Origin of the sequence: Mycobacterium sp. (assembly GCF_044342925.1) — a bacterium.
GTDB lineage: Bacteria > Actinomycetota > Actinomycetes > Mycobacteriales > Mycobacteriaceae > Mycobacterium.
This window is the reverse complement of the sequence record NZ_JBIIOV010000067.1, coordinates 1-15,477: the sequence shown is the minus strand read 5'-3', so window position 1 is coordinate 15,477 and position 15,477 is coordinate 1. Positions and strand designations below refer to the sequence as shown.

Genomic DNA, 15,477 nt, shown 5'->3' with positions numbered 1-15,477 from the left:
CTGAGCTGTTTATATAGTTACTTGAACTGTCCACTAGCCCTACGACGGATTCCGTAGTAGATTTCTCTTCAGGTTGAGCTCACAGCCCCGGACGAGCGCACGCGCGCCGGGTAGCGCAGCTCCCTGAATGCCCGCTAGGGCGCTCTTTCGAAAACACATTCCGCGGATCACCACGACGGAGGCATGATGCTTGTCGCCAACAATGCGATACCCCTCGCGATCGCGCGCACCACCGTCCCGCTGACCGAACCCGAGCGGGTAAGAGCCCGGGAACTGAGCGCCACCACCGTCCTGGTCGCCGCCTTCGGCGACATCGACGCCGCCAGCGCCGGGGATCTCTCCGAGCGCATCGAGGACCACCTGCCCGGCTACCGCCAGCTCGTGCTGGACCTATCGCGCCTGGAGTTCTTCGGTACCGCCGGCTACTCCGTCCTGCACCGGGTGCACTCGCGGTGCGCACGCGCCGGCATCGACTGGGTGCTGGTCCCGGGTTCGGAAGTGGAGCGGCTGCTGCGGGTCTGCGACCCCGACGGAATCATGCCCACCGCACCCAACATCGTCTCCGCCGTCGCCGTGCTGGCCCGAAGCCACACCTCACACCGCAGCTGAAAAGTCCGAACCACCGCACACCGCCCACCGCACACCGCCGCCCATCGCCGACTGCCATACTCGGCTGATGACCACTCCGGGCCGGCAGTTGAACGCCGCCGTCACACGCTTCTGGACCATCGCCGCGCCGCTCTACGATCTGCCGTTCCTGCAGCGCTGGGTCTACCGACCCGCCCAGGATGAAGTCGTAGCCAAGCTGCGCGCGGCCGGCTCGCAGCGGGTCGCCGACATCGCCTGCGGCACCGGCATTCTCGCCGCCCGCGTCGCCGACGAACTGCACCCCGCCGAGGTGTACGGGGTCGATATGGCCGACGGCATGCTCGAACAGGCCAAGGCCCGCTCGGCGCAGGTCCGCTGGATGAAGGGCCCCGCTGAGCGGCTGCCCTTCGACGACGGCGCGCTGGACGCCGTCGTCACCACGTCGGCGTTCCACTTCTTCGACCAGCCGGCGGCCATGCGCGAGTTCTACCGGGTACTGGCCCCCGGCGGTCTGGTGGCGGTGGCCACCATCAGCCCGCCACTGCCCGCCGCGCTGCGCCGGCTGGCGACGCAGGAATCCTCCGTCGCGAGCAGCCCGACGCCGAGCGAGATGCGCGCCCTGTTCACCGGCGCCGGCTTCGCCATCACCGATCAGCGTCGCGTCGACCGGCCGCTGTGGACTCGCGGGGTGTTCGACCTGATCACCGTCGGCACCAAGGGCTGAGCGGTGTCGGTGCAACTGCTCGCACCGAGCATCGAGGTGGGGCTGGTCACCACCGAGCGCGACGCGATGGTGGCGTTCTACGAGGGGTATCTGGGTCTGACGCATCAGGGGGACCTGGACTTTCCCGGCGGGACCATGAAGCGCTACGCAGTGGGCAATAGCGTCGTGATCAAGCTGGTCAGCTACGACGAGCCGCCCACCGCCGCCGCGGTGCCCGGCGGAGGGCGTGCGCAAGCCGGGATCCGCTACCTCACCCTGGTGGTGGCCGATGTCCGCGACGCCGCGCGAGAGGCCGCCACCGCCGGCTTTGCGGTCGTCGAGGAACCCACCGCGTTCCCGGCCGTTCCCGGCATGGGCTGGTGCTTCGTCGCCGACCCCGACGGCAATTGGGTCGAGCTGGTCGGGCCGGTGTGAGCGCCGTACCCGATCTGCATCCCGATATCGCGGCCCTGGCGCCGCTGCTGGGAAGTTGGTCCGGCCGCGGGTTCGGCGACTACCCCACCATCGAACCGTTCGAGTACGTCGAGGACGTCAGCTTCGGCCACGTCGGGAAACCGTTCCTGGCCTACACCCAACGCACCCGCTCGGACGACGGCCGTCCGATGCACGCCGAGAGCGGCTACCTGCGGTCGCCCGCCCCCGGACGGGTGGAACTGGTGCTGGCCCACCCGACCGGCATCAGCGAGATCGACGAGGGCTCGGTCACCGCCGAGGAGGACGGTGTCCTCGTCGTCGAGGTGCACTCGACGACGATCGGACTCAGTCAGTCGGCGAAAGACGTTATGGCGCTGCGGCGTTCGATCCGGGTCGACGGCGACGAACTGCACTACACGGTGTTGATGGGTGCGGTGGGCCTGCCGTTGCAGCATCACCTGACCGCGACGCTGCACCGCCAATGGTGAGCCCCCGACCCGTAGGCGACGGCCGGATCAGAGTTCCGGCCGACCTCCGCGCGGTCACCGACACCGGCGCCGAGGAGCCCACCGGTGTTGCGGTGGAACGTATCTGGGACGCGGTGCGGCACTGGTACTCCGCGGGCATGCAGCCCGCCATTCAGCTGTGCGTGCGGCACCACGGTGCGGTGGTGCTCAACCGCGCCATAGGCCACGGGTGGGGAAACGGACCGGAGGACCCGCCGGACGCCGAGCGGGTGCCGATCAGCACCGGCACACCGTTCTGCGTGTACTCGGCGGCCAAGGCGATCACCACCACGGTGGTGCACATGCTCGTCGAGCGGGGCGCGTTTTCCCTCGATGACCGGGTGTGTGACTACCTGCCCAGCTACACCGGTCACGGCAAGGAACGCACCACCATCCGGCACGTGATCAGCCACAGCGCCGGGGTGCCGTTCGCCGCCGGGCAGCGACCCGACCTCAAGCGGATGAACGACAGCGAATACGCCCGCGAGCAACTGGGCCACCTCAAGCCGATCCACCGGCCCGGCCTGATGCACATCTACCACGGGCTGACCTGGGGGCCGCTGGTCCGCGAGATCGTCTCGGCCGCGACCGGGCGCAACATCCGCGAGATTTTGGCCACCGAGATCCTCGACCCGCTGGGGTTCCGCTGGACCAACTACGGCGTGGCCGAGGCCGACGTGGCGTCGGTGGCGCCGAGTCACGTCACCGGCAAGCCGCTACCCGCGCCGATGGCCGCGGCGATGAAGACGGCACTGGGCGGGTCGATGCGCAACATCGTCAGGTTCACCAACAGCCCGATGTTTTTGACCAGCGTGGTGCCGTCGTCGAGCACGGTGTCGACCGCTGCGGAGCTCTCCCGGTTCGCCGAACTGCTCTGCCGCGGAGGTGAACTCGACGGTGTGCGGGTGCTGCGGCCGGAGACGTTGCGGGCCGCGACCCGGGAGTGCCGTCGGATGCGCCCGGACGTGGCCACCGGGCTGATGCCGATGCGGTGGGGCACCGGATACATGCTGGGCTCCAAGCGGTTCGGACCCTTCGGCCGCGACGCCGCGGCCGCCTTCGGTCATACCGGGCTGACCAACATCGCGATGTGGGCGGATCCGTCGCGCGATCTGTCGGTGGGGCTGGTCAGCAGCGGCAAGCCGGGGCGGCACCCCGAGGCAGGCCGGTACACCGCCCTGCTGGACCGGATCAACGCCGAGTTCCCGCGGCGCTGAATTCACGGCGCTGAATTCCACAGGACCGAATTGTCGCCCGGTGCGCCCCCGGATACCGTTGGCCGCATGGCTGACTCGCTGCTGCAGCAACAACTCGACGAGGTGCGCGCCCTGCTGCGGCGGGCCCGCGAACTGTTCGGGTCGAGTCCCGTCGCTCCGCCGCAGGACATCCGGCCGACGGCCGACGGCGGGCCGCAGCCCGGTTAGTTGCCCAGCCGGTGGTCGTCCAACGCGGCCTCGGCGCGTGCCAGGTCGGCGGGCGTCGACAACTCCGCTGACGGACTGAAGCCGGCGTCGAGGATTTCCTGGCGGATCTCCATCACCGCCCTGAGGTGCGAGACATCGGCGGTGCGCAGCACCGCTTGCGCCAGCGTCTCGGCGTCGACATCGGCCACCACCTCCGACAGCACCACGCTGTGCAGGTATCCCCCGCGGCAGGATCGGAACATCACATGGCCGCTGGGGTGCACCGCGTCGAACCGCGGATCGGGCTCGCTCACGTGCCGTCCCCGGCGACCGTGCGCAGCCGCTGCGCCGCCTCGGCGTCCTGCTGTTCGAACATCGTGGCGGCATGGTTGAGCCGATCGGACATTTCGGCGTGTGCAGCAGACTGCTGTTCGTAGCAGACGCGGCGCTGCTCGAGCAGTTCAGCTCCGGCGGCACGGAACTCGGCGAAGATCGGGCCCAGCGAATCCAGCGTGCTCATCACCGCCGCGTTGCCAGCCGGGACTGCGGCGAGCTGATCGGCGCTGTCCCGGTGCTCCCGGGCCGCCGCGCGAAGCTCATCGGGCACCACATTGAGGCGCTCTGCCATTGCTCTCTCCCTGTTAGGACGGGGCCGTCTGCGCCGGCCGGTTCGGTGCCGGGATTTCCGGCGTACTCGTTGCGGGGTCCGGGCGCGGCGGTTGCTGCCAGCCTAGAAAGCCAGGGCCGGTCGCGGCCGAAATAGGCTGAATCTGCCCATCCAGCAGGGCTTTGCCGTTGCCCAATGCCACCGCATGCCGATCGGTGAACACACCGATGTCGCCGGCGACGAGGCGCTCCGGATCCAGCGGAGCGGCGACCGGCGATCCGGGCGGAGGCACGGTGATGCCCTGCCCGCCGAACGCCTCCGGGATCGGGGTGCCGGCGACGGCGGCGGTGATCGCGGCGGCCAGTTCAGGGGTGCGGGCCGCGACGGTATCGCCGTCGGGCAGCAGGACGGAGGTGGCGGGATCCGCCGGCTCACCCGCGGGCTCCCGGACGGCCGGCGGCTCGGGCTCTTCGGCAGGGTCGTCGGAGCGGCCGGCGGACGGTTCGCCGAAGGCCCGGTCGAGCAGGTGATCAAGGTCGTCCGCTCCGTGGTTGCGGCGCGGTTCCGCCGGGTCGAATCCCGAGCCGAAACCGGTGCCGGGCGACAGGCCGGCGAATTCGGATCCGGGCAGCGGCGGGAGTCCGCCGCCCAACGGCATTGAACCCGGCGGCCCCGCTCCCCACGCCGCCGGGGCGCTCGCCGGCATCGCGGACATCGCCGGAGCCGGCGCCGCCGCGACGGGTGCGGGCGGCAGCGGGACGGTATCGGCAGGGGCGGCGATGCCGGCGGGGATGTCGGCCGGGAGATCGGCCGGGAGGCCGGTGGGGAGATCGGCCGGGAGGCCGGTGGGGAGACCGCCGAAGTCGTCCCATGGGTCTTCGGATCCGAGCGTGTTCGTGCGGTCGGCCGGCTCAGTGGACCGCGATGAATCCTGCTGTGCTGATTGGGTTTGTGGTGTCGGTACCGGCCGCTCCCCCACCCCCGGTGGTTCGTGCGGACTGGACGACGCGTACAGCGCCGCCAGCGCACTCGCCAGCGCTGCGTGCGAAGTCGCATCCAGGCCCGCGGTGTCCAGCACCGCCTGGATGTCGCGCAGTTGGCCGATGAGGAACCGCTGGAACTCCCTAGCCCCGGCTGGGGTGTCCAGGCCCGTGCGGGTCAGCACGGCGGTCTCGATCTCCTGCTGCACCCGGTCGAGTTGGGCCTGCCCCGCGGTCTGGGTGGCATGGGCGCCAAGGACGGCGCGCACGACCTGGAGGTCGGTCTGGGCTGCTGTCGAATGCTGCTGAGCCAGCGCCGATTCCGCTTCCCGGATCGCTTCGGCTGCCGAGCCGTCGTTGGTCTGTGGTGGCGGTGCGGCCGCAACGGGCGTGGTCGCGAAGACATCCCGGTGGGCGGCGATCACCTTCGCCAGGACGGCGCTGATCGCCTCCGGTGAACTGATCGGCCTCGACGCTACGGCGATGTCGTCGCCGGACAGCCCGGTCTGCCATGCGCTCGGATCGCCGGTGGCCGACCGGACCCGGGCTATCGCGTCGAGGAGATCGTGGTAGTCCGCCACCGCATGCCTCTCATGCCGGTGACGTTAGGCAGTACCGGGCCGGTGAACAATTCACCGCTGTGCACAACTGCTGTTAGCCGAGGGCCGACCGGTAGCGCTCGGTAAGTTCTTTCAGAGCAATGGTTTTCGCTTCCGCGGCGGCTTTGGCTTCGCTGACCACCTCGGCGATCTCGCGGTTTCTGGCGACCAGGTAGCGGCCGACTTCGCGGGCGCCGGCCGGGTTGTCCTTCGGCTGGTCGGTCGCGGCGTTCTCGACGGCGGACGCGATGGTGTCGATGCGGCCGATCGACTCGACCGCCATGGCATGGGCGTCCGCGACGGCGTCGATCAGTGCGCGGTCGGCGTCGGCGAGCTCGGCATCACGGGCTGCCAGCGACCGCCGTGCCGCTGCGAGCGCCTCCGACGAGTCCCCCGAAGTCATGGCACGACGGTACCCACGACCTCAGGCGCGGACAACTCACCCCGCGACCCGGCGGATCGCGACCGCGGGCCCCATCCTGCTGATCTGGACCGTCGCCCCGGGTTGCGGCGCCTCGACGACCAGGCCGCCGCCGATCGCGATCTGCACGTGCCCGGTGTGCGGGAAGACCAGATCACCGGGCCGCACCTGCGACCTCGCGACGGCCACGCCCTCGTAGATCTGCTGATAGGTGGTGCGCGGCAGGTGAACTCCGGAACGGGCGTAGGCCCACTGGACCAGTCCGGAGCAGTCGAACCGGTCCGGTCCGGTGGCACCCCAGACATAGGGCCGGCCGAGACGGGTCAGCGCTGCCTGGACCGCGGCGTCGGCTCGGCGGTTGCCGGCGGCAGGGCGACGTCGGCGGTGCCGGTAGCGCAGCTCCCGCAGATCGGTGCGATGCCGGCGTGCCCGACGACGAGCCGACCGCACATGGGAGTGCTGCTCCCGCAGCCGGATCACTCTGCGGCGCAACAACTCCCTAGCAAGAATCGGGTTACCGACGACGGTCGCGGCGTCGGTGCGGGCGGAGGCCAGCACGGCGCCGGTGTCACGACGTGCCTCGCCGTGGTCACGCTGCGCGGCGCCGAGGATGGCCGCCAGTGCGGCATCCACGCGACGGGCGTCGTCCAACTCCGCGAGCCAACCGGCCGCATGGTGACGGTAGGCGCCGATCGTTGCGCCGGCCTGGGCGCTGGTCGACAACGCGGGGGAGTGGCGGGGAGGCGGTAGGCCTCCGCCGACGGCGCCGTCGAACAGCGCGTGCGCCCGGCGGAGAAGTTCGACCTCGTCGGCGGTCATGAGCCCGCCTCGACGAACGCCCGCAGCCTGGGTAGTGCGCCGGGGGGAATGAGTCCTTTATTGCGGATGTCCCACATCTCGTCAGGGGTCACCCCGAGCAGCGTCGCGATCACCGCATCGGGCAGGCCGCTGCGCTGGCAGGCCCGGTCGAACCCGGCGCTGATGCTGCCTGGCATCCGCGCCAGCAGGGTCGACCGGATGTGCTCGAGGGTCTTGAGGTGGTCCATCAAACGGTCGGCGGACGCAGCGCCCGCATTGACCGCGACCCGCCAGGAATTGGCGGCCAGCATCTCGGCCTTCACGCATTGAGCGATCACGGACAGAATATACGTCTCGTATTCGTTTGACGTCTCCGCTGGCAGTCGGGCTATCAACGAGTTGAGCGATTCCAGGTGCGCTTCGGCGTGCGCCTCCAGGACATCGGCGTCGGTATGGCGGTTGACCACCACCGCTCCCGGCGCGCGAACAACGCTCGGCGGCGCCCCCGGGGTGGCTCCAAGCTGGGCCAGTTCGGCGGTTGGATCGTCGGCCACCAACAGCCGGCTGTAGGTGCCCGGCGGCAGGCCAAGACCGTTCTCGACCTTCTGAACAGTGGTTTTGTGCGGCTTGCGGATGCCCCGCTCCAGGTAGCTCAGACCCATGGTGCTGACTCCGGTCTCAGCGGCCAGATCGGCCAGCGACCAGTCACGGGATTCCCGCAGTGCCCGGATGGCGGCACCTGCCGCCTCACGGCTCACCGTCGGGCTCCCACCATGGGCGAATCGTACACAGGCTCACGTCCGTATACGTTTCTGTGTACGTTTTAGTTGCGGATACCGATACGTGTGTATACGCTTCCGTCATCGAAACGCTCTGAGGAGGCTGTGATGGACAAGCGCCCGTGCTCGGTCGAACCCGACCTGTGGTTCGGCTACGCCGACGACGACGCCAGCGACGGGGCCGCCAAGGCCCGCGTCTACGAACAGTCGGCCGTGAAGGCCCGCACGCTGTGTCTGCGACGGTGCCCCCTGGCGCAGCAACGGCAGTGCGCCCGTCAAGCGGTGGACGGCGGCGAGGAGTACGGGGTGTGGGCGGGGGTGAAGCTGCCCGGCGGTCAGTACCGCAAGCGCCACCAGTTGGCGCGCGCCCACGCGGTGCTGCAGCAGATCGCCGAAGGGTCGCTCAACCCCCGCGAGTTGCCCGAGAGTGCGGAGTTGCTGGCCCGCGACGAGGCGTCGGCCGCGCCGTCGGCCGCTGTCGTGCATATCCGGCTCGGCCGACGGCCCACTGCAGCCTGAGGGGGCGAACACGCCGCGGCCTGACCGGGCGAACACGCCGCGCGCACGCGTACCGGCATGTGCCCTCCCGCGCAGGCAGACTGGGATGGTGCGCGCTGTCGTGATTTTGGCCGTTGCGGGCTTGGTCGCCCTCATCGTCGCCGCGCTGACCGGCAGCACCCCGCTGGCCGTCGTCGTCGTCGCGCTGGCGGTGGCCGGAATCGTTCAGCTGGTGCGCGACTGGCGTGATGAGCGCTCCCACAGCCCGACCGCACCGACCGCACCGACCGAAGGCCGGGCCGAGCCGCAACAGCCGCCCGCGACGCCGGCTAGCGGGCTGAACCCCGACCAGTTCACCCCCGACATCTCCACCGGACCGGACGGCCCGTCCTCGGACGCCCGGGTCGATCAGGCTTAGGCGATGATGGGGCGCATGGCCACCCGCCGGTTCGTCGACCTCTCGGTTCCGCTGCAGGCCGGTATCGCCTCCGACCCGCCGGGCCACCTGCCCGAGATCGACTACTACGACCACCGGCAGACCGCCGAGGAAGTGGTGTCGTTCTTCCCGGGGGCAGCAGTGGCCGACCTGCCCGACGGCGAGGGCTGGGCCATCGAGCGGGTGCGGATCACTACCCACAACGGCACCCATCTCGACGCGCCGTACCACTACGCATCAACCATGGACGGCGGCAAGCGGGCCATCACCATTGACGAGGTTCCGCTGGAGTGGTGCCTGCAACCGGCGGTCAAACTGGACTTCCGGGCACTGCCAGACGGATACGTCGTCACCGCCGACGACGTCGCCGCCGAACTGGAGCGCATCGGCCACACCCTGCAACCGCTGGAGATCGTGCTGGTAAACACCAGCGCCGGAACGCATTACGGGCAGCCCGACTACGTCGGCAAGGGCTGCGGCATGGGCCGGGAGGCCACGCTGTACCTGCTGGAGCGTGGGGTCCGGCTGACCGGAACCGACGCCTGGAGCTGGGATGCGCCGTTCTCCTTCACCGCCCAGCGGTACGCCCGCAGCCACGACGCGTCGATCATCTGGGAGGGCCACCGCGCCGGACGGACCATCGGCTACTGCCACATCGAGAAACTGCACAACCTGGAGTCACTGCCGCACCACGGATTCGAGGTCGCGTGTTTCCCGGTCAAGGTGCACGCCGCCTCGGCGGGATGGACGCGGGCGGTCGCGATCTTCGCTGAATAAGCGACCCGCCAGTGATCAGCCGGTGAACTTGCCGCTGCGAATCCGGTCGGCCTCCATCAAGACCAGTTCCTGTGCACCGGGGACGACGATCTCCGGGTCCGGCACGAAGTCCACATCCGGCGAGCGATCCAGGTACGAGACGGCGCTGAGGATCACCCGGAGGGCGTTGAGCCGGGCGAGATGCTTGTTCTCCGACCGGATGATGGTCCACGGCGCATCGGGAGTGCTGGTGCGACGCAGCATGCGGTACTTGGCTTCGGTGAATTCGTCCCAGTGTTCCTGGGCCTGCACGTCGATCTCACTGAGCTTCCACTGCCGCAGCGGATCGTCGCGGCGGCGTTCGAAGCGGCGGGCCTGCTCCTCCTTGGTGACGCTGAAGTACAGCTTGACCAGGATGGTGCCCTGGCGGACGAGGTCCTTCTCGAAGCCCACCACACCCTTGAGGAAGTTGCGGTACTCCTCGTCGGTGCAGAAGCCGAACACCGGCTCGACCATTGCGCGGTTGTACCAGGACCGGTCGAACAGCACCATCTCCCCGCCGGTGGGGAACTGCGCTATGTAGCGCTGGAAGTACCACTGACTGCGCTGCTCCTCGGTGGGTCTGCCCAGGGCCACCACCCGGTAGCGCTTCTCATTCATGTAGCGGGTGACCCGCCGGATGGTGCCGCCCTTGCCCGCGGCGTCCCGGCCTTCGAACAGCACGATCATGCGCCGGTTGTGCTCTTCGAGGTAGCGCTGAAGTTTGAGCAGCTCGACCTGGAAGGGCTTGAGTTCGTCTTCCTCGAGGACGCGGCGGGGCACGGTCATGCCTCCAATAGCAACACATCAGCCGCGACCGGCGGGGCAGTCCGGGCGGGGGAGGGGACTTTAGGCCCCGGCGTCGAGTGCGTCGTACACGCGGGCGACGAGATCCGGAGAAACCCCTTCGGCGGCGGCCAGCTCCCGGCGGCGGGCCGACATGGCGTCGCGATGCTTCGCCGCTTTGCCGTCGGCCTTGTACGACGCGGCCTCGGCCACCAGCTTCTGGCGGGCGGCCAGCAGCTTGACGATGCCCTCGTCGACCCGCTCGATATGCAGACGTACTTCAGCCAGCGACATGCTGACGACCGTAACGGGTCGGATGCAACGGCAGTCACGCCGGTGGCGGCGGGCTGGCCATTCCCGGCATGCCCAGCACGGATCGGTGCAGGCTGCTGGTCAGCACCTCGACGTCGGGCAGCAGACGAGCGAGGACGTCGAGGCCGATCACGATTGCCTGTTCGATCAGCGCAGTTCCGCCGGCGGCGTCGACGGGCCGAGGTCGAGGTTGGCCGTCGCGCGCACGCCCCGCCCCATCCGACCGGCGCCCATCCGGCGGGCACGGTCAGTCCCGGCAGCCAGTGATCCAGATGATTCGGGGCGACGAGGGTGATTGGCCCGTTGCTCTGGGCGATCAGTTGGGGCAGCGAGGTGGTGTGCAGTGGGTCGGCAAAGGCGTCCATCTGCATGCCTCCTCCGAGCCGAGCGCCGGCGGGTCAGCTGGCGTCTTGCTGCGGTAACCGATGGAAGTCTTTGCGCTCCCAACGCGCCACTGCCCGCTCGGTGCCCAGCTCATCACGGCAATCAGGATTGCGCCAGTAGAAGTGCACGATATCGGCTAGCGCAGCGGAGTCTTGGGGAAACAGATCCAGGGGCAGCGTCAACGGTTTCGGCGACCCGTCGACGATGAGGGTGGCTGTGCGTCTGGAGTTGCCGTCGGCCAGCTGGACGTCGCGGATGGCGTTCCACGGTAGCGTCGGCCGACCCCTTGACCACGCGGTGACGCCGTCGCGGTTGATCACCAGCGACCCTGACTTGCCTCCGGTCGTACCGATGCTCCACAGCCACGTGCCCACCAGGACGAGTGCAAGAACTCCGCACACGACGCCGAGGATTGGCAGCAGGGACAGCAACGCACGGTCCTGCGAGGTGGGAGGGGTGCGGGTCGGGACGTCGAGTTCATCGACCATTTGCAGCAGGCCCATGAAGAAGATTCCGAGCAACAGCGCTAGGACTGCCGTCCACGACGCCCGTACACGAAAATTGTTCTGGCGGAATCCGATTCCTTCGTTTTCCGCACCCACCCGCCACCGCTGAGCGGCGGGGATGAACCGGGCGATCCGATCGTTGAATCCGAGGTGGAGGGCGCCGCCGAGGATCATGGCTTCAGCGGCAACGGTGGTGTAGGCGCCCGCCCGCCACGCGTGCACGATCCACCACGCCGCGACGGCTACCCCGGCGACGGCACCTGCGCGCACGAACCACGTGCGGCCGGTCACTGAGAGATGTCTTTGGCTTGGGGCAACGCGGCACTCATTCCGAGTTACTTCCGCGGCCGTTTTGGCGTCGAGATGGTTCGCCGGAATTCCATCCAGCTACCCCCGGAAAATCCCCTGCTTCCCAACGCGCCACGGCTCGTGCGGTTCCCAGTTCGTCACGGCAGTGCGGGTTGTGCCAGTAGAACCGCACCATATTGGCCAGCGGTTGGGCGTCGGTGGGAAATCTGCTCAGAGGAAGCTTGAGCGGCGTCGGGGACGCCTCAATCCTAAGTTCCGGCCCGAGGTAAACGCCGGATCGCGATGTCGCCGAACCGACGGGTGGAACGTCACGCACAGCATCCCAGGACACTGCGGCACTGCGCCGAGTGCTCAACGCGACCCCACGCGGATTCATGATCAGCGAGCCAACATCGCCGCGCCTCCACACGAGCCCCGCTAGCCACACCACCGCAAAGAACCCGCACACCACACCTGCGACTGGAAAGAAGCCGCTCAACAGTCTTTCCCAGATCGTCGGGGGATCACCGATGGGAACGTCCAACCGGCCCATCAGCTGAAGCGCACCCATAAGGATCGGTCCCAGTAGTAGAGCGATCACCCCAAACATGACGACCGTGGACCTGAGCCGGTTGGGGCGCACGATGGTTGCGCCCTCACCGGTCTCAACCCTCCACCGCTGGCCTGCCGGGATGCGCTGTAGAACACGCCCGGCGAGCATGGACCACGCTATTCCTATCACCGTGATGACTTCGGCGATCAAGGTCGCATACGAACCGTGTTGCGCCGCATGCCATATCCAGGACACGGCCCAGTACAGGAACAGCGCGGCACCGGCCGCATGGAACAGCCTTCTTTCTGTCATGACGCGATGTCGTCGAGGTGGCGGATCAGGAATTGGAAGTTATCCAGAATCACCGCCTTGTCTTGGACGTACTGGGGGTTCGTCGGCTCTGTGGTTTGGATGCCCACTGTGCTGACCCATGTTCTTTTTCGGCCGTCGGTGCCGGCGACGATCAACGTGGTGGCATCGCGGCCTTCGAAGAGGTAATTCACCCTCCTGGCTGGATAGCCGCACAGGGTGCCGTCCTGGACAGAGTCGATGTGAACCTCGCCGGCAAGCCCGTTCTGTTCGGCGTCCAGCGCCTGCTGGGGGGTGCGTGCAACCACCGACACGTCGGCCAAGGTAATCACGGCATTGGGAGTGAAGTCATTGGCCCGTAGTTCAGCACTCACTAACCCGCCGCGCACCATTTCCCGGTCACGAGCAACGAACTCCCAACCAGCCGGAGTGGGAACCGACACAAAGGGCTCATCGGCCTCCCGGGGCGGCACGACGGTCATCGAAATCGCGGTGCTCACAGAACACCTGTACGCCAGAGGATCTGGCATTGAGTCGGCCGACGAACCGGGCGTATCGCGAACGAATCCGCAACCCGCAACGACAAGAACCGCGACGGTGGGAACGATTGCATTGGAACCCTTAGCCATTCAAGCACCGGCCGCACACCTTAATGTCCACCGCCCTTGCCCTCCAATCCTGAAATCAGTCCAAGACGCTATGCAGGTACGCAGAGGCTGCTCTTCCCACGGAAGCACCGAGCTCGCCCCCCTTCACGGCGCCGATAAACCCGCCGCCGGCGGCACCGAGGAGTCCGCCCACGACCTCAGCGAGCCCCTCTTGACCAGGAGGCGCTGCAAACTTGCCCAACCCTGACACGAGCCGGGCACCGTTAGCAGCGCCCAAAGCCGCGCCAACGCTGCCAAACTGAATCGCACCAACCGTCTTAGGCACGACGTCGATCAATGTGGTCTTCCAACCCTTGTGGTTAGCGAGGTCCTCCTTGCCCTCCGTTCCGGCTTTCAAGACCTCCCCGGCAGTTCCCAGCCGACCCATCCACTTACCGAACACACCTGATTCTTCCAGCGGAATCTTGGGACTGATCGGATGTCTCTGCGCCTCCTTAGCAGTCTGCTCGATGACGTCCCCCTCATTTCCGAACCGATCGAGGTCCTCGGGATCAAGCGGGGCCGGTGGCCAGCTCGGTGACGGCAAAGGCAGGGGAGACGGCGTAGATGACGTGGGCCGGTCGTCGACTGGATCGTCGGGTGTACCCGGATTGGGATTCGGCGCGGTCTTGAAGTCGACGAGTTGCACCGTCGACGCCGCGTCCTCGGACTCTGGGAACACGGTGTTGCCCAGTCCGGAGGTGGCGGCGGTCAAGCTCGCGGCAACCTCGGTGTCGGTGGCCACCAAAGTTCCGACGGTGGCGCGGAGGTCGGTGGCGATGGCCTCGGCCTGGGCTTGCCGGGCAGCGGCCGTGATCGGGTCGAATAAGCCGGGGCAGGTGACGGAGAAGTCCTCGGCAACGACGAAACCGGCGGCCTCGGCGGCCTCAACGACGCGGAGTACGGCGCTGCGGGCGAAGTCGATCTGATTGGCGCCGGTGCGGGCAATCTGAGCGGCGGCATGCAGTTCGTCAGCCAGACCAATGACGATCATCCGGTCGGCGTGGGCGCTTGCGAAGGCCGCGTCGGCGGCGGCGCCTTCCCAGGCTGTGCCTCCAGGAACGCTGATCTGATTGGCGAGCTCCGTGAAGCTGTCCTCCCAGACCACCGCGGTGCGAGTCCAGTGAACCGCAGCCTCAGTGAGGTGCTCGGTGTTCCAGCTTCGGACCTGTGACAAGGTCGGAATTCCCCCGGTGGCAGGCATCAGATTCTCGGCGACACGCTTGCCAACCGGGCCGAAGACTCTGCGTCGTGCACCGCGTAGGCGGCTGCGGCGGAGTTCAGCTTTTGGGAGCTGGTGCCCATCCGCGCAGACAGTGCTTCGCCGCTCATTCCGGTGCGTGCGTGGATGGCGGAGACGGCGGTGGCCGATGCCTGGCTCGTTGCGATCTGCGCATCAGGCATGGAGGGCACAGCGACCGCGCCCGCCCACTTCCCACACTGACCTGCCAGGCGTTCAAGCCCGCCCGGTGCGATGTCCAGCAAACTCACCTGGACGATAATACGGGAAGCTTACGAGCAGCTTGGAGGGCTCGTGCCGTTGCAGGCCTGGTACATAACCGCCTGGACGAAAGGCCGGCCGCGCGGCCGTCTTGGCTGACATATGTCCCGATTATCGGCAGGTACTGGGCCGCTGGTGCTGGCCCGCGTCGCCGAGTGGCCGTAACAGTCGCCTGTCGCCCGCCTACCGCCAGCGGGGATTCGGGACATGCGCTGCGAGAGACAAGAAACGAGACACAGCGAGCTGCGCCGATGGGATAGGTGCGGGCGCGCACCGATGTCGCAAAACCGGTCGGTTTTGCGACACTCTGCAGGGCCGAAGCCCTACGGGTCAGTAAAACCGGGTTAGCACTGGATCGGCGCTGGCGTCCTTCTGGATAAAGATGCCGCCGCCCCTTGTGTTGGGCTTCTTGAACCTCCCGGTACAGCTGGACAGCCTTGTTGATTACCTCGGTCCTGTTGGTTTCTACGAGCGCACCGTGTCAGTTGCGCAATGCCATGAACGCCTTGCCTAGCAGCGCCGGCCGTCCCGCTCGCTGGGCGCTGAGCCGCGAAGCGGTGTTGCGCCGGTCGATCGTGCCGATCAGTAGGGTGTCGGGTTCGCTGCCGGCGACCAGAGCCGCCCACGCGGCCTGCGCCGAGAC

21 protein-coding genes are annotated in these 15,477 nt (G+C 68.0%); 9 read left to right on the top strand and 12 right to left on the bottom strand.

The annotated features are described in order from the left end of the window. Positions 1 to 183: 183 nt before the first annotated feature. The 6 genes from ADBZ6I_RS09095 to ADBZ6I_RS09070 all read left to right on the top strand — a co-directional run bounded on the left by ADBZ6I_RS09095 (position 184) and on the right by ADBZ6I_RS09070 (position 3,656). Positions 184 to 609: an STAS domain-containing protein gene (locus ADBZ6I_RS09095; protein WP_526383007.1), complete on the top strand. Its 426-nt coding sequence runs from the start codon at positions 184 to 186 to the stop codon at positions 607 to 609. 67 nt (positions 610 to 676) lie between these two features. Beyond that, positions 677 to 1,312, top strand: coding sequence for a methyltransferase domain-containing protein (locus ADBZ6I_RS09090; protein ID WP_526383005.1), 636 nt, complete (start codon positions 677 to 679; stop codon positions 1,310 to 1,312). 3 nt (positions 1,313 to 1,315) lie between these two features. Beyond that, positions 1,316 to 1,726: a VOC family protein gene (locus ADBZ6I_RS09085; protein ID WP_526383003.1), complete on the top strand. Its 411-nt coding sequence runs from the start codon at positions 1,316 to 1,318 to the stop codon at positions 1,724 to 1,726. Further along, positions 1,723 to 2,214, top strand: a complete 492-nt coding sequence (locus ADBZ6I_RS09080; RefSeq protein WP_526383001.1) for a peroxynitrite isomerase — start codon at positions 1,723 to 1,725, stop codon at positions 2,212 to 2,214. Before ADBZ6I_RS09085 ends, ADBZ6I_RS09080 begins: the two co-directional genes overlap by 4 nt. Next, on the top strand, positions 2,208 to 3,449 hold the full coding sequence (gene lipE, locus ADBZ6I_RS09075) for a lipase LipE (protein WP_526382999.1): 1,242 nt from the start codon (positions 2,208 to 2,210) through the stop codon (positions 3,447 to 3,449). Before ADBZ6I_RS09080 ends, lipE begins: the two co-directional genes overlap by 7 nt. Before the next feature lie 66 nt (positions 3,450 to 3,515). Next, entirely contained in the window at positions 3,516 to 3,656 is a 141-nt protein-coding gene (locus tag ADBZ6I_RS09070; protein WP_526382997.1) for a hypothetical protein, read from the top strand. Here ADBZ6I_RS09070 and ADBZ6I_RS09065 read toward each other — a convergent pair. The 6 genes from ADBZ6I_RS09065 to ADBZ6I_RS09040 form a co-directional block, all read right to left on the bottom strand. Next, positions 3,653 to 3,949: a DUF2694 family protein gene (locus tag ADBZ6I_RS09065; RefSeq protein WP_526382995.1), complete on the bottom strand. Its 297-nt coding sequence runs from the start codon at positions 3,947 to 3,949 to the stop codon at positions 3,653 to 3,655. The two genes, ADBZ6I_RS09070 and ADBZ6I_RS09065, sit on opposite strands and share 4 nt — an antisense overlap. After that, a complete protein-coding gene (locus tag ADBZ6I_RS09060; RefSeq protein WP_526382993.1) occupies positions 3,946 to 4,263 on the bottom strand; it encodes a type VII secretion target in 318 nt (105 codons plus the stop codon). Before ADBZ6I_RS09060 ends, ADBZ6I_RS09065 begins: the two co-directional genes overlap by 4 nt. A gap of 13 nt (positions 4,264 to 4,276) precedes the next feature. Then, the gene (locus ADBZ6I_RS09055) at positions 4,277 to 5,803 is read right to left on the bottom strand and encodes a DUF4226 domain-containing protein (protein WP_526382991.1); all 1,527 of its coding nucleotides are present in this window, start codon (positions 5,801 to 5,803) and stop codon (positions 4,277 to 4,279) included. Between the two features lie 73 nt (positions 5,804 to 5,876). Beyond that, the gene (locus ADBZ6I_RS09050; RefSeq protein ID WP_526382989.1) at positions 5,877 to 6,224 is read right to left on the bottom strand and encodes a DUF4226 domain-containing protein; all 348 of its coding nucleotides are present in this window, start codon (positions 6,222 to 6,224) and stop codon (positions 5,877 to 5,879) included. A 36-nt stretch (positions 6,225 to 6,260) separates the two neighbouring features. Continuing rightward, positions 6,261 to 7,061: a C40 family peptidase gene (locus tag ADBZ6I_RS09045; protein WP_526382987.1), complete on the bottom strand. Its 801-nt coding sequence runs from the start codon at positions 7,059 to 7,061 to the stop codon at positions 6,261 to 6,263. After that, positions 7,058 to 7,798: a helix-turn-helix domain-containing protein gene (locus ADBZ6I_RS09040; RefSeq protein ID WP_526382985.1), complete on the bottom strand. Its 741-nt coding sequence runs from the start codon at positions 7,796 to 7,798 to the stop codon at positions 7,058 to 7,060. Before ADBZ6I_RS09040 ends, ADBZ6I_RS09045 begins: the two co-directional genes overlap by 4 nt. A 129-nt stretch (positions 7,799 to 7,927) precedes the next feature. Between ADBZ6I_RS09040 and ADBZ6I_RS09035 the strand changes: the two genes are divergently transcribed. The 3 genes from ADBZ6I_RS09035 to ADBZ6I_RS09025 all read left to right on the top strand — a co-directional run bounded on the left by ADBZ6I_RS09035 (position 7,928) and on the right by ADBZ6I_RS09025 (position 9,530). Then, complete coding sequence (locus ADBZ6I_RS09035; protein WP_526382983.1) at positions 7,928 to 8,338, top strand: WhiB family transcriptional regulator; 411 nt, start codon at positions 7,928 to 7,930, stop codon at positions 8,336 to 8,338. Between the two features lie 85 nt (positions 8,339 to 8,423). Next, a complete protein-coding gene (locus ADBZ6I_RS09030) occupies positions 8,424 to 8,735 on the top strand; it encodes a hypothetical protein (RefSeq protein ID WP_526382981.1) in 312 nt (103 codons plus the stop codon). A gap of 3 nt (positions 8,736 to 8,738) precedes the next feature. Beyond that, entirely contained in the window at positions 8,739 to 9,530 is a 792-nt protein-coding gene (locus ADBZ6I_RS09025; protein ID WP_526382979.1) for a cyclase family protein, read from the top strand. 15 nt (positions 9,531 to 9,545) lie between these two features. Here the strand turns inward: ADBZ6I_RS09025 and ppk2 are convergent, their stop codons facing one another. The 6 genes from ppk2 to ADBZ6I_RS08995 form a co-directional block, all read right to left on the bottom strand. After that, complete coding sequence (ppk2, locus tag ADBZ6I_RS09020) at positions 9,546 to 10,337, bottom strand: polyphosphate kinase 2 (RefSeq protein WP_526382977.1); 792 nt, start codon at positions 10,335 to 10,337, stop codon at positions 9,546 to 9,548. 60 nt (positions 10,338 to 10,397) lie between these two features. Beyond that, the gene (locus tag ADBZ6I_RS09015) at positions 10,398 to 10,628 is read right to left on the bottom strand and encodes a chorismate mutase (RefSeq protein ID WP_526382975.1); all 231 of its coding nucleotides are present in this window, start codon (positions 10,626 to 10,628) and stop codon (positions 10,398 to 10,400) included. 416 nt (positions 10,629 to 11,044) lie between these two features. Continuing rightward, entirely contained in the window at positions 11,045 to 11,827 is a 783-nt protein-coding gene (locus tag ADBZ6I_RS09010) for a hypothetical protein (protein WP_526382973.1), read from the bottom strand. Between the two features lie 858 nt (positions 11,828 to 12,685). Continuing rightward, positions 12,686 to 13,186, bottom strand: a complete 501-nt coding sequence (locus ADBZ6I_RS09005; RefSeq protein WP_526382971.1) for an LpqN/LpqT family lipoprotein — start codon at positions 13,184 to 13,186, stop codon at positions 12,686 to 12,688. 184 nt (positions 13,187 to 13,370) lie between these two features. Beyond that, positions 13,371 to 14,537, bottom strand: a complete 1,167-nt coding sequence (locus ADBZ6I_RS09000) for a hypothetical protein (protein WP_526382969.1) — start codon at positions 14,535 to 14,537, stop codon at positions 13,371 to 13,373. Further along, on the bottom strand, positions 14,537 to 14,824 hold the full coding sequence (locus ADBZ6I_RS08995) for a hypothetical protein (RefSeq protein WP_526382967.1): 288 nt from the start codon (positions 14,822 to 14,824) through the stop codon (positions 14,537 to 14,539). The genes ADBZ6I_RS09000 and ADBZ6I_RS08995 overlap by 1 nt, the downstream gene beginning before the upstream one ends. Positions 14,825 to 15,477 lie beyond the last annotated feature (653 nt).

What these genes read in the sequence shown, in the direction of transcription:
- ADBZ6I_RS09000 (WP_526382969.1), bottom strand. Translation starts at nt 14,537, where the DNA reads ATGCCTGCCACCGGGGGAATTCCGACCTTGTCACAGGTCCGAAGCTGG.
- lipE (WP_526382999.1), top strand. Translation starts at nt 2,208, where the DNA reads ATGGTGAGCCCCCGACCCGTAGGCGACGGCCGGATCAGAGTTCCGGCC.
- ADBZ6I_RS09025 (WP_526382979.1), top strand. Translation starts at nt 8,739, where the DNA reads ATGATGGGGCGCATGGCCACCCGCCGGTTCGTCGACCTCTCGGTTCCG.
- ADBZ6I_RS09050 (WP_526382989.1), bottom strand. Translation starts at nt 6,224, where the DNA reads ATGACTTCGGGGGACTCGTCGGAGGCGCTCGCAGCGGCACGGCGGTCG.
- ADBZ6I_RS09015 (WP_526382975.1), bottom strand. Translation starts at nt 10,628, where the DNA reads ATGTCGCTGGCTGAAGTACGTCTGCATATCGAGCGGGTCGACGAGGGC.
- ADBZ6I_RS09095 (WP_526383007.1), top strand. Translation starts at nt 184, where the DNA reads ATGATGCTTGTCGCCAACAATGCGATACCCCTCGCGATCGCGCGCACC.
- ppk2 (WP_526382977.1), bottom strand. Translation starts at nt 10,337, where the DNA reads ATGACCGTGCCCCGCCGCGTCCTCGAGGAAGACGAACTCAAGCCCTTC.
- ADBZ6I_RS09030 (WP_526382981.1), top strand. Translation starts at nt 8,424, where the DNA reads ATGGTGCGCGCTGTCGTGATTTTGGCCGTTGCGGGCTTGGTCGCCCTC.
- ADBZ6I_RS09060 (WP_526382993.1), bottom strand. Translation starts at nt 4,263, where the DNA reads ATGGCAGAGCGCCTCAATGTGGTGCCCGATGAGCTTCGCGCGGCGGCC.
- ADBZ6I_RS09045 (WP_526382987.1), bottom strand. Translation starts at nt 7,061, where the DNA reads ATGACCGCCGACGAGGTCGAACTTCTCCGCCGGGCGCACGCGCTGTTC.
- ADBZ6I_RS09090 (WP_526383005.1), top strand. Translation starts at nt 677, where the DNA reads ATGACCACTCCGGGCCGGCAGTTGAACGCCGCCGTCACACGCTTCTGG.
- ADBZ6I_RS09035 (WP_526382983.1), top strand. Translation starts at nt 7,928, where the DNA reads ATGGACAAGCGCCCGTGCTCGGTCGAACCCGACCTGTGGTTCGGCTAC.
- ADBZ6I_RS09070 (WP_526382997.1), top strand. Translation starts at nt 3,516, where the DNA reads ATGGCTGACTCGCTGCTGCAGCAACAACTCGACGAGGTGCGCGCCCTG.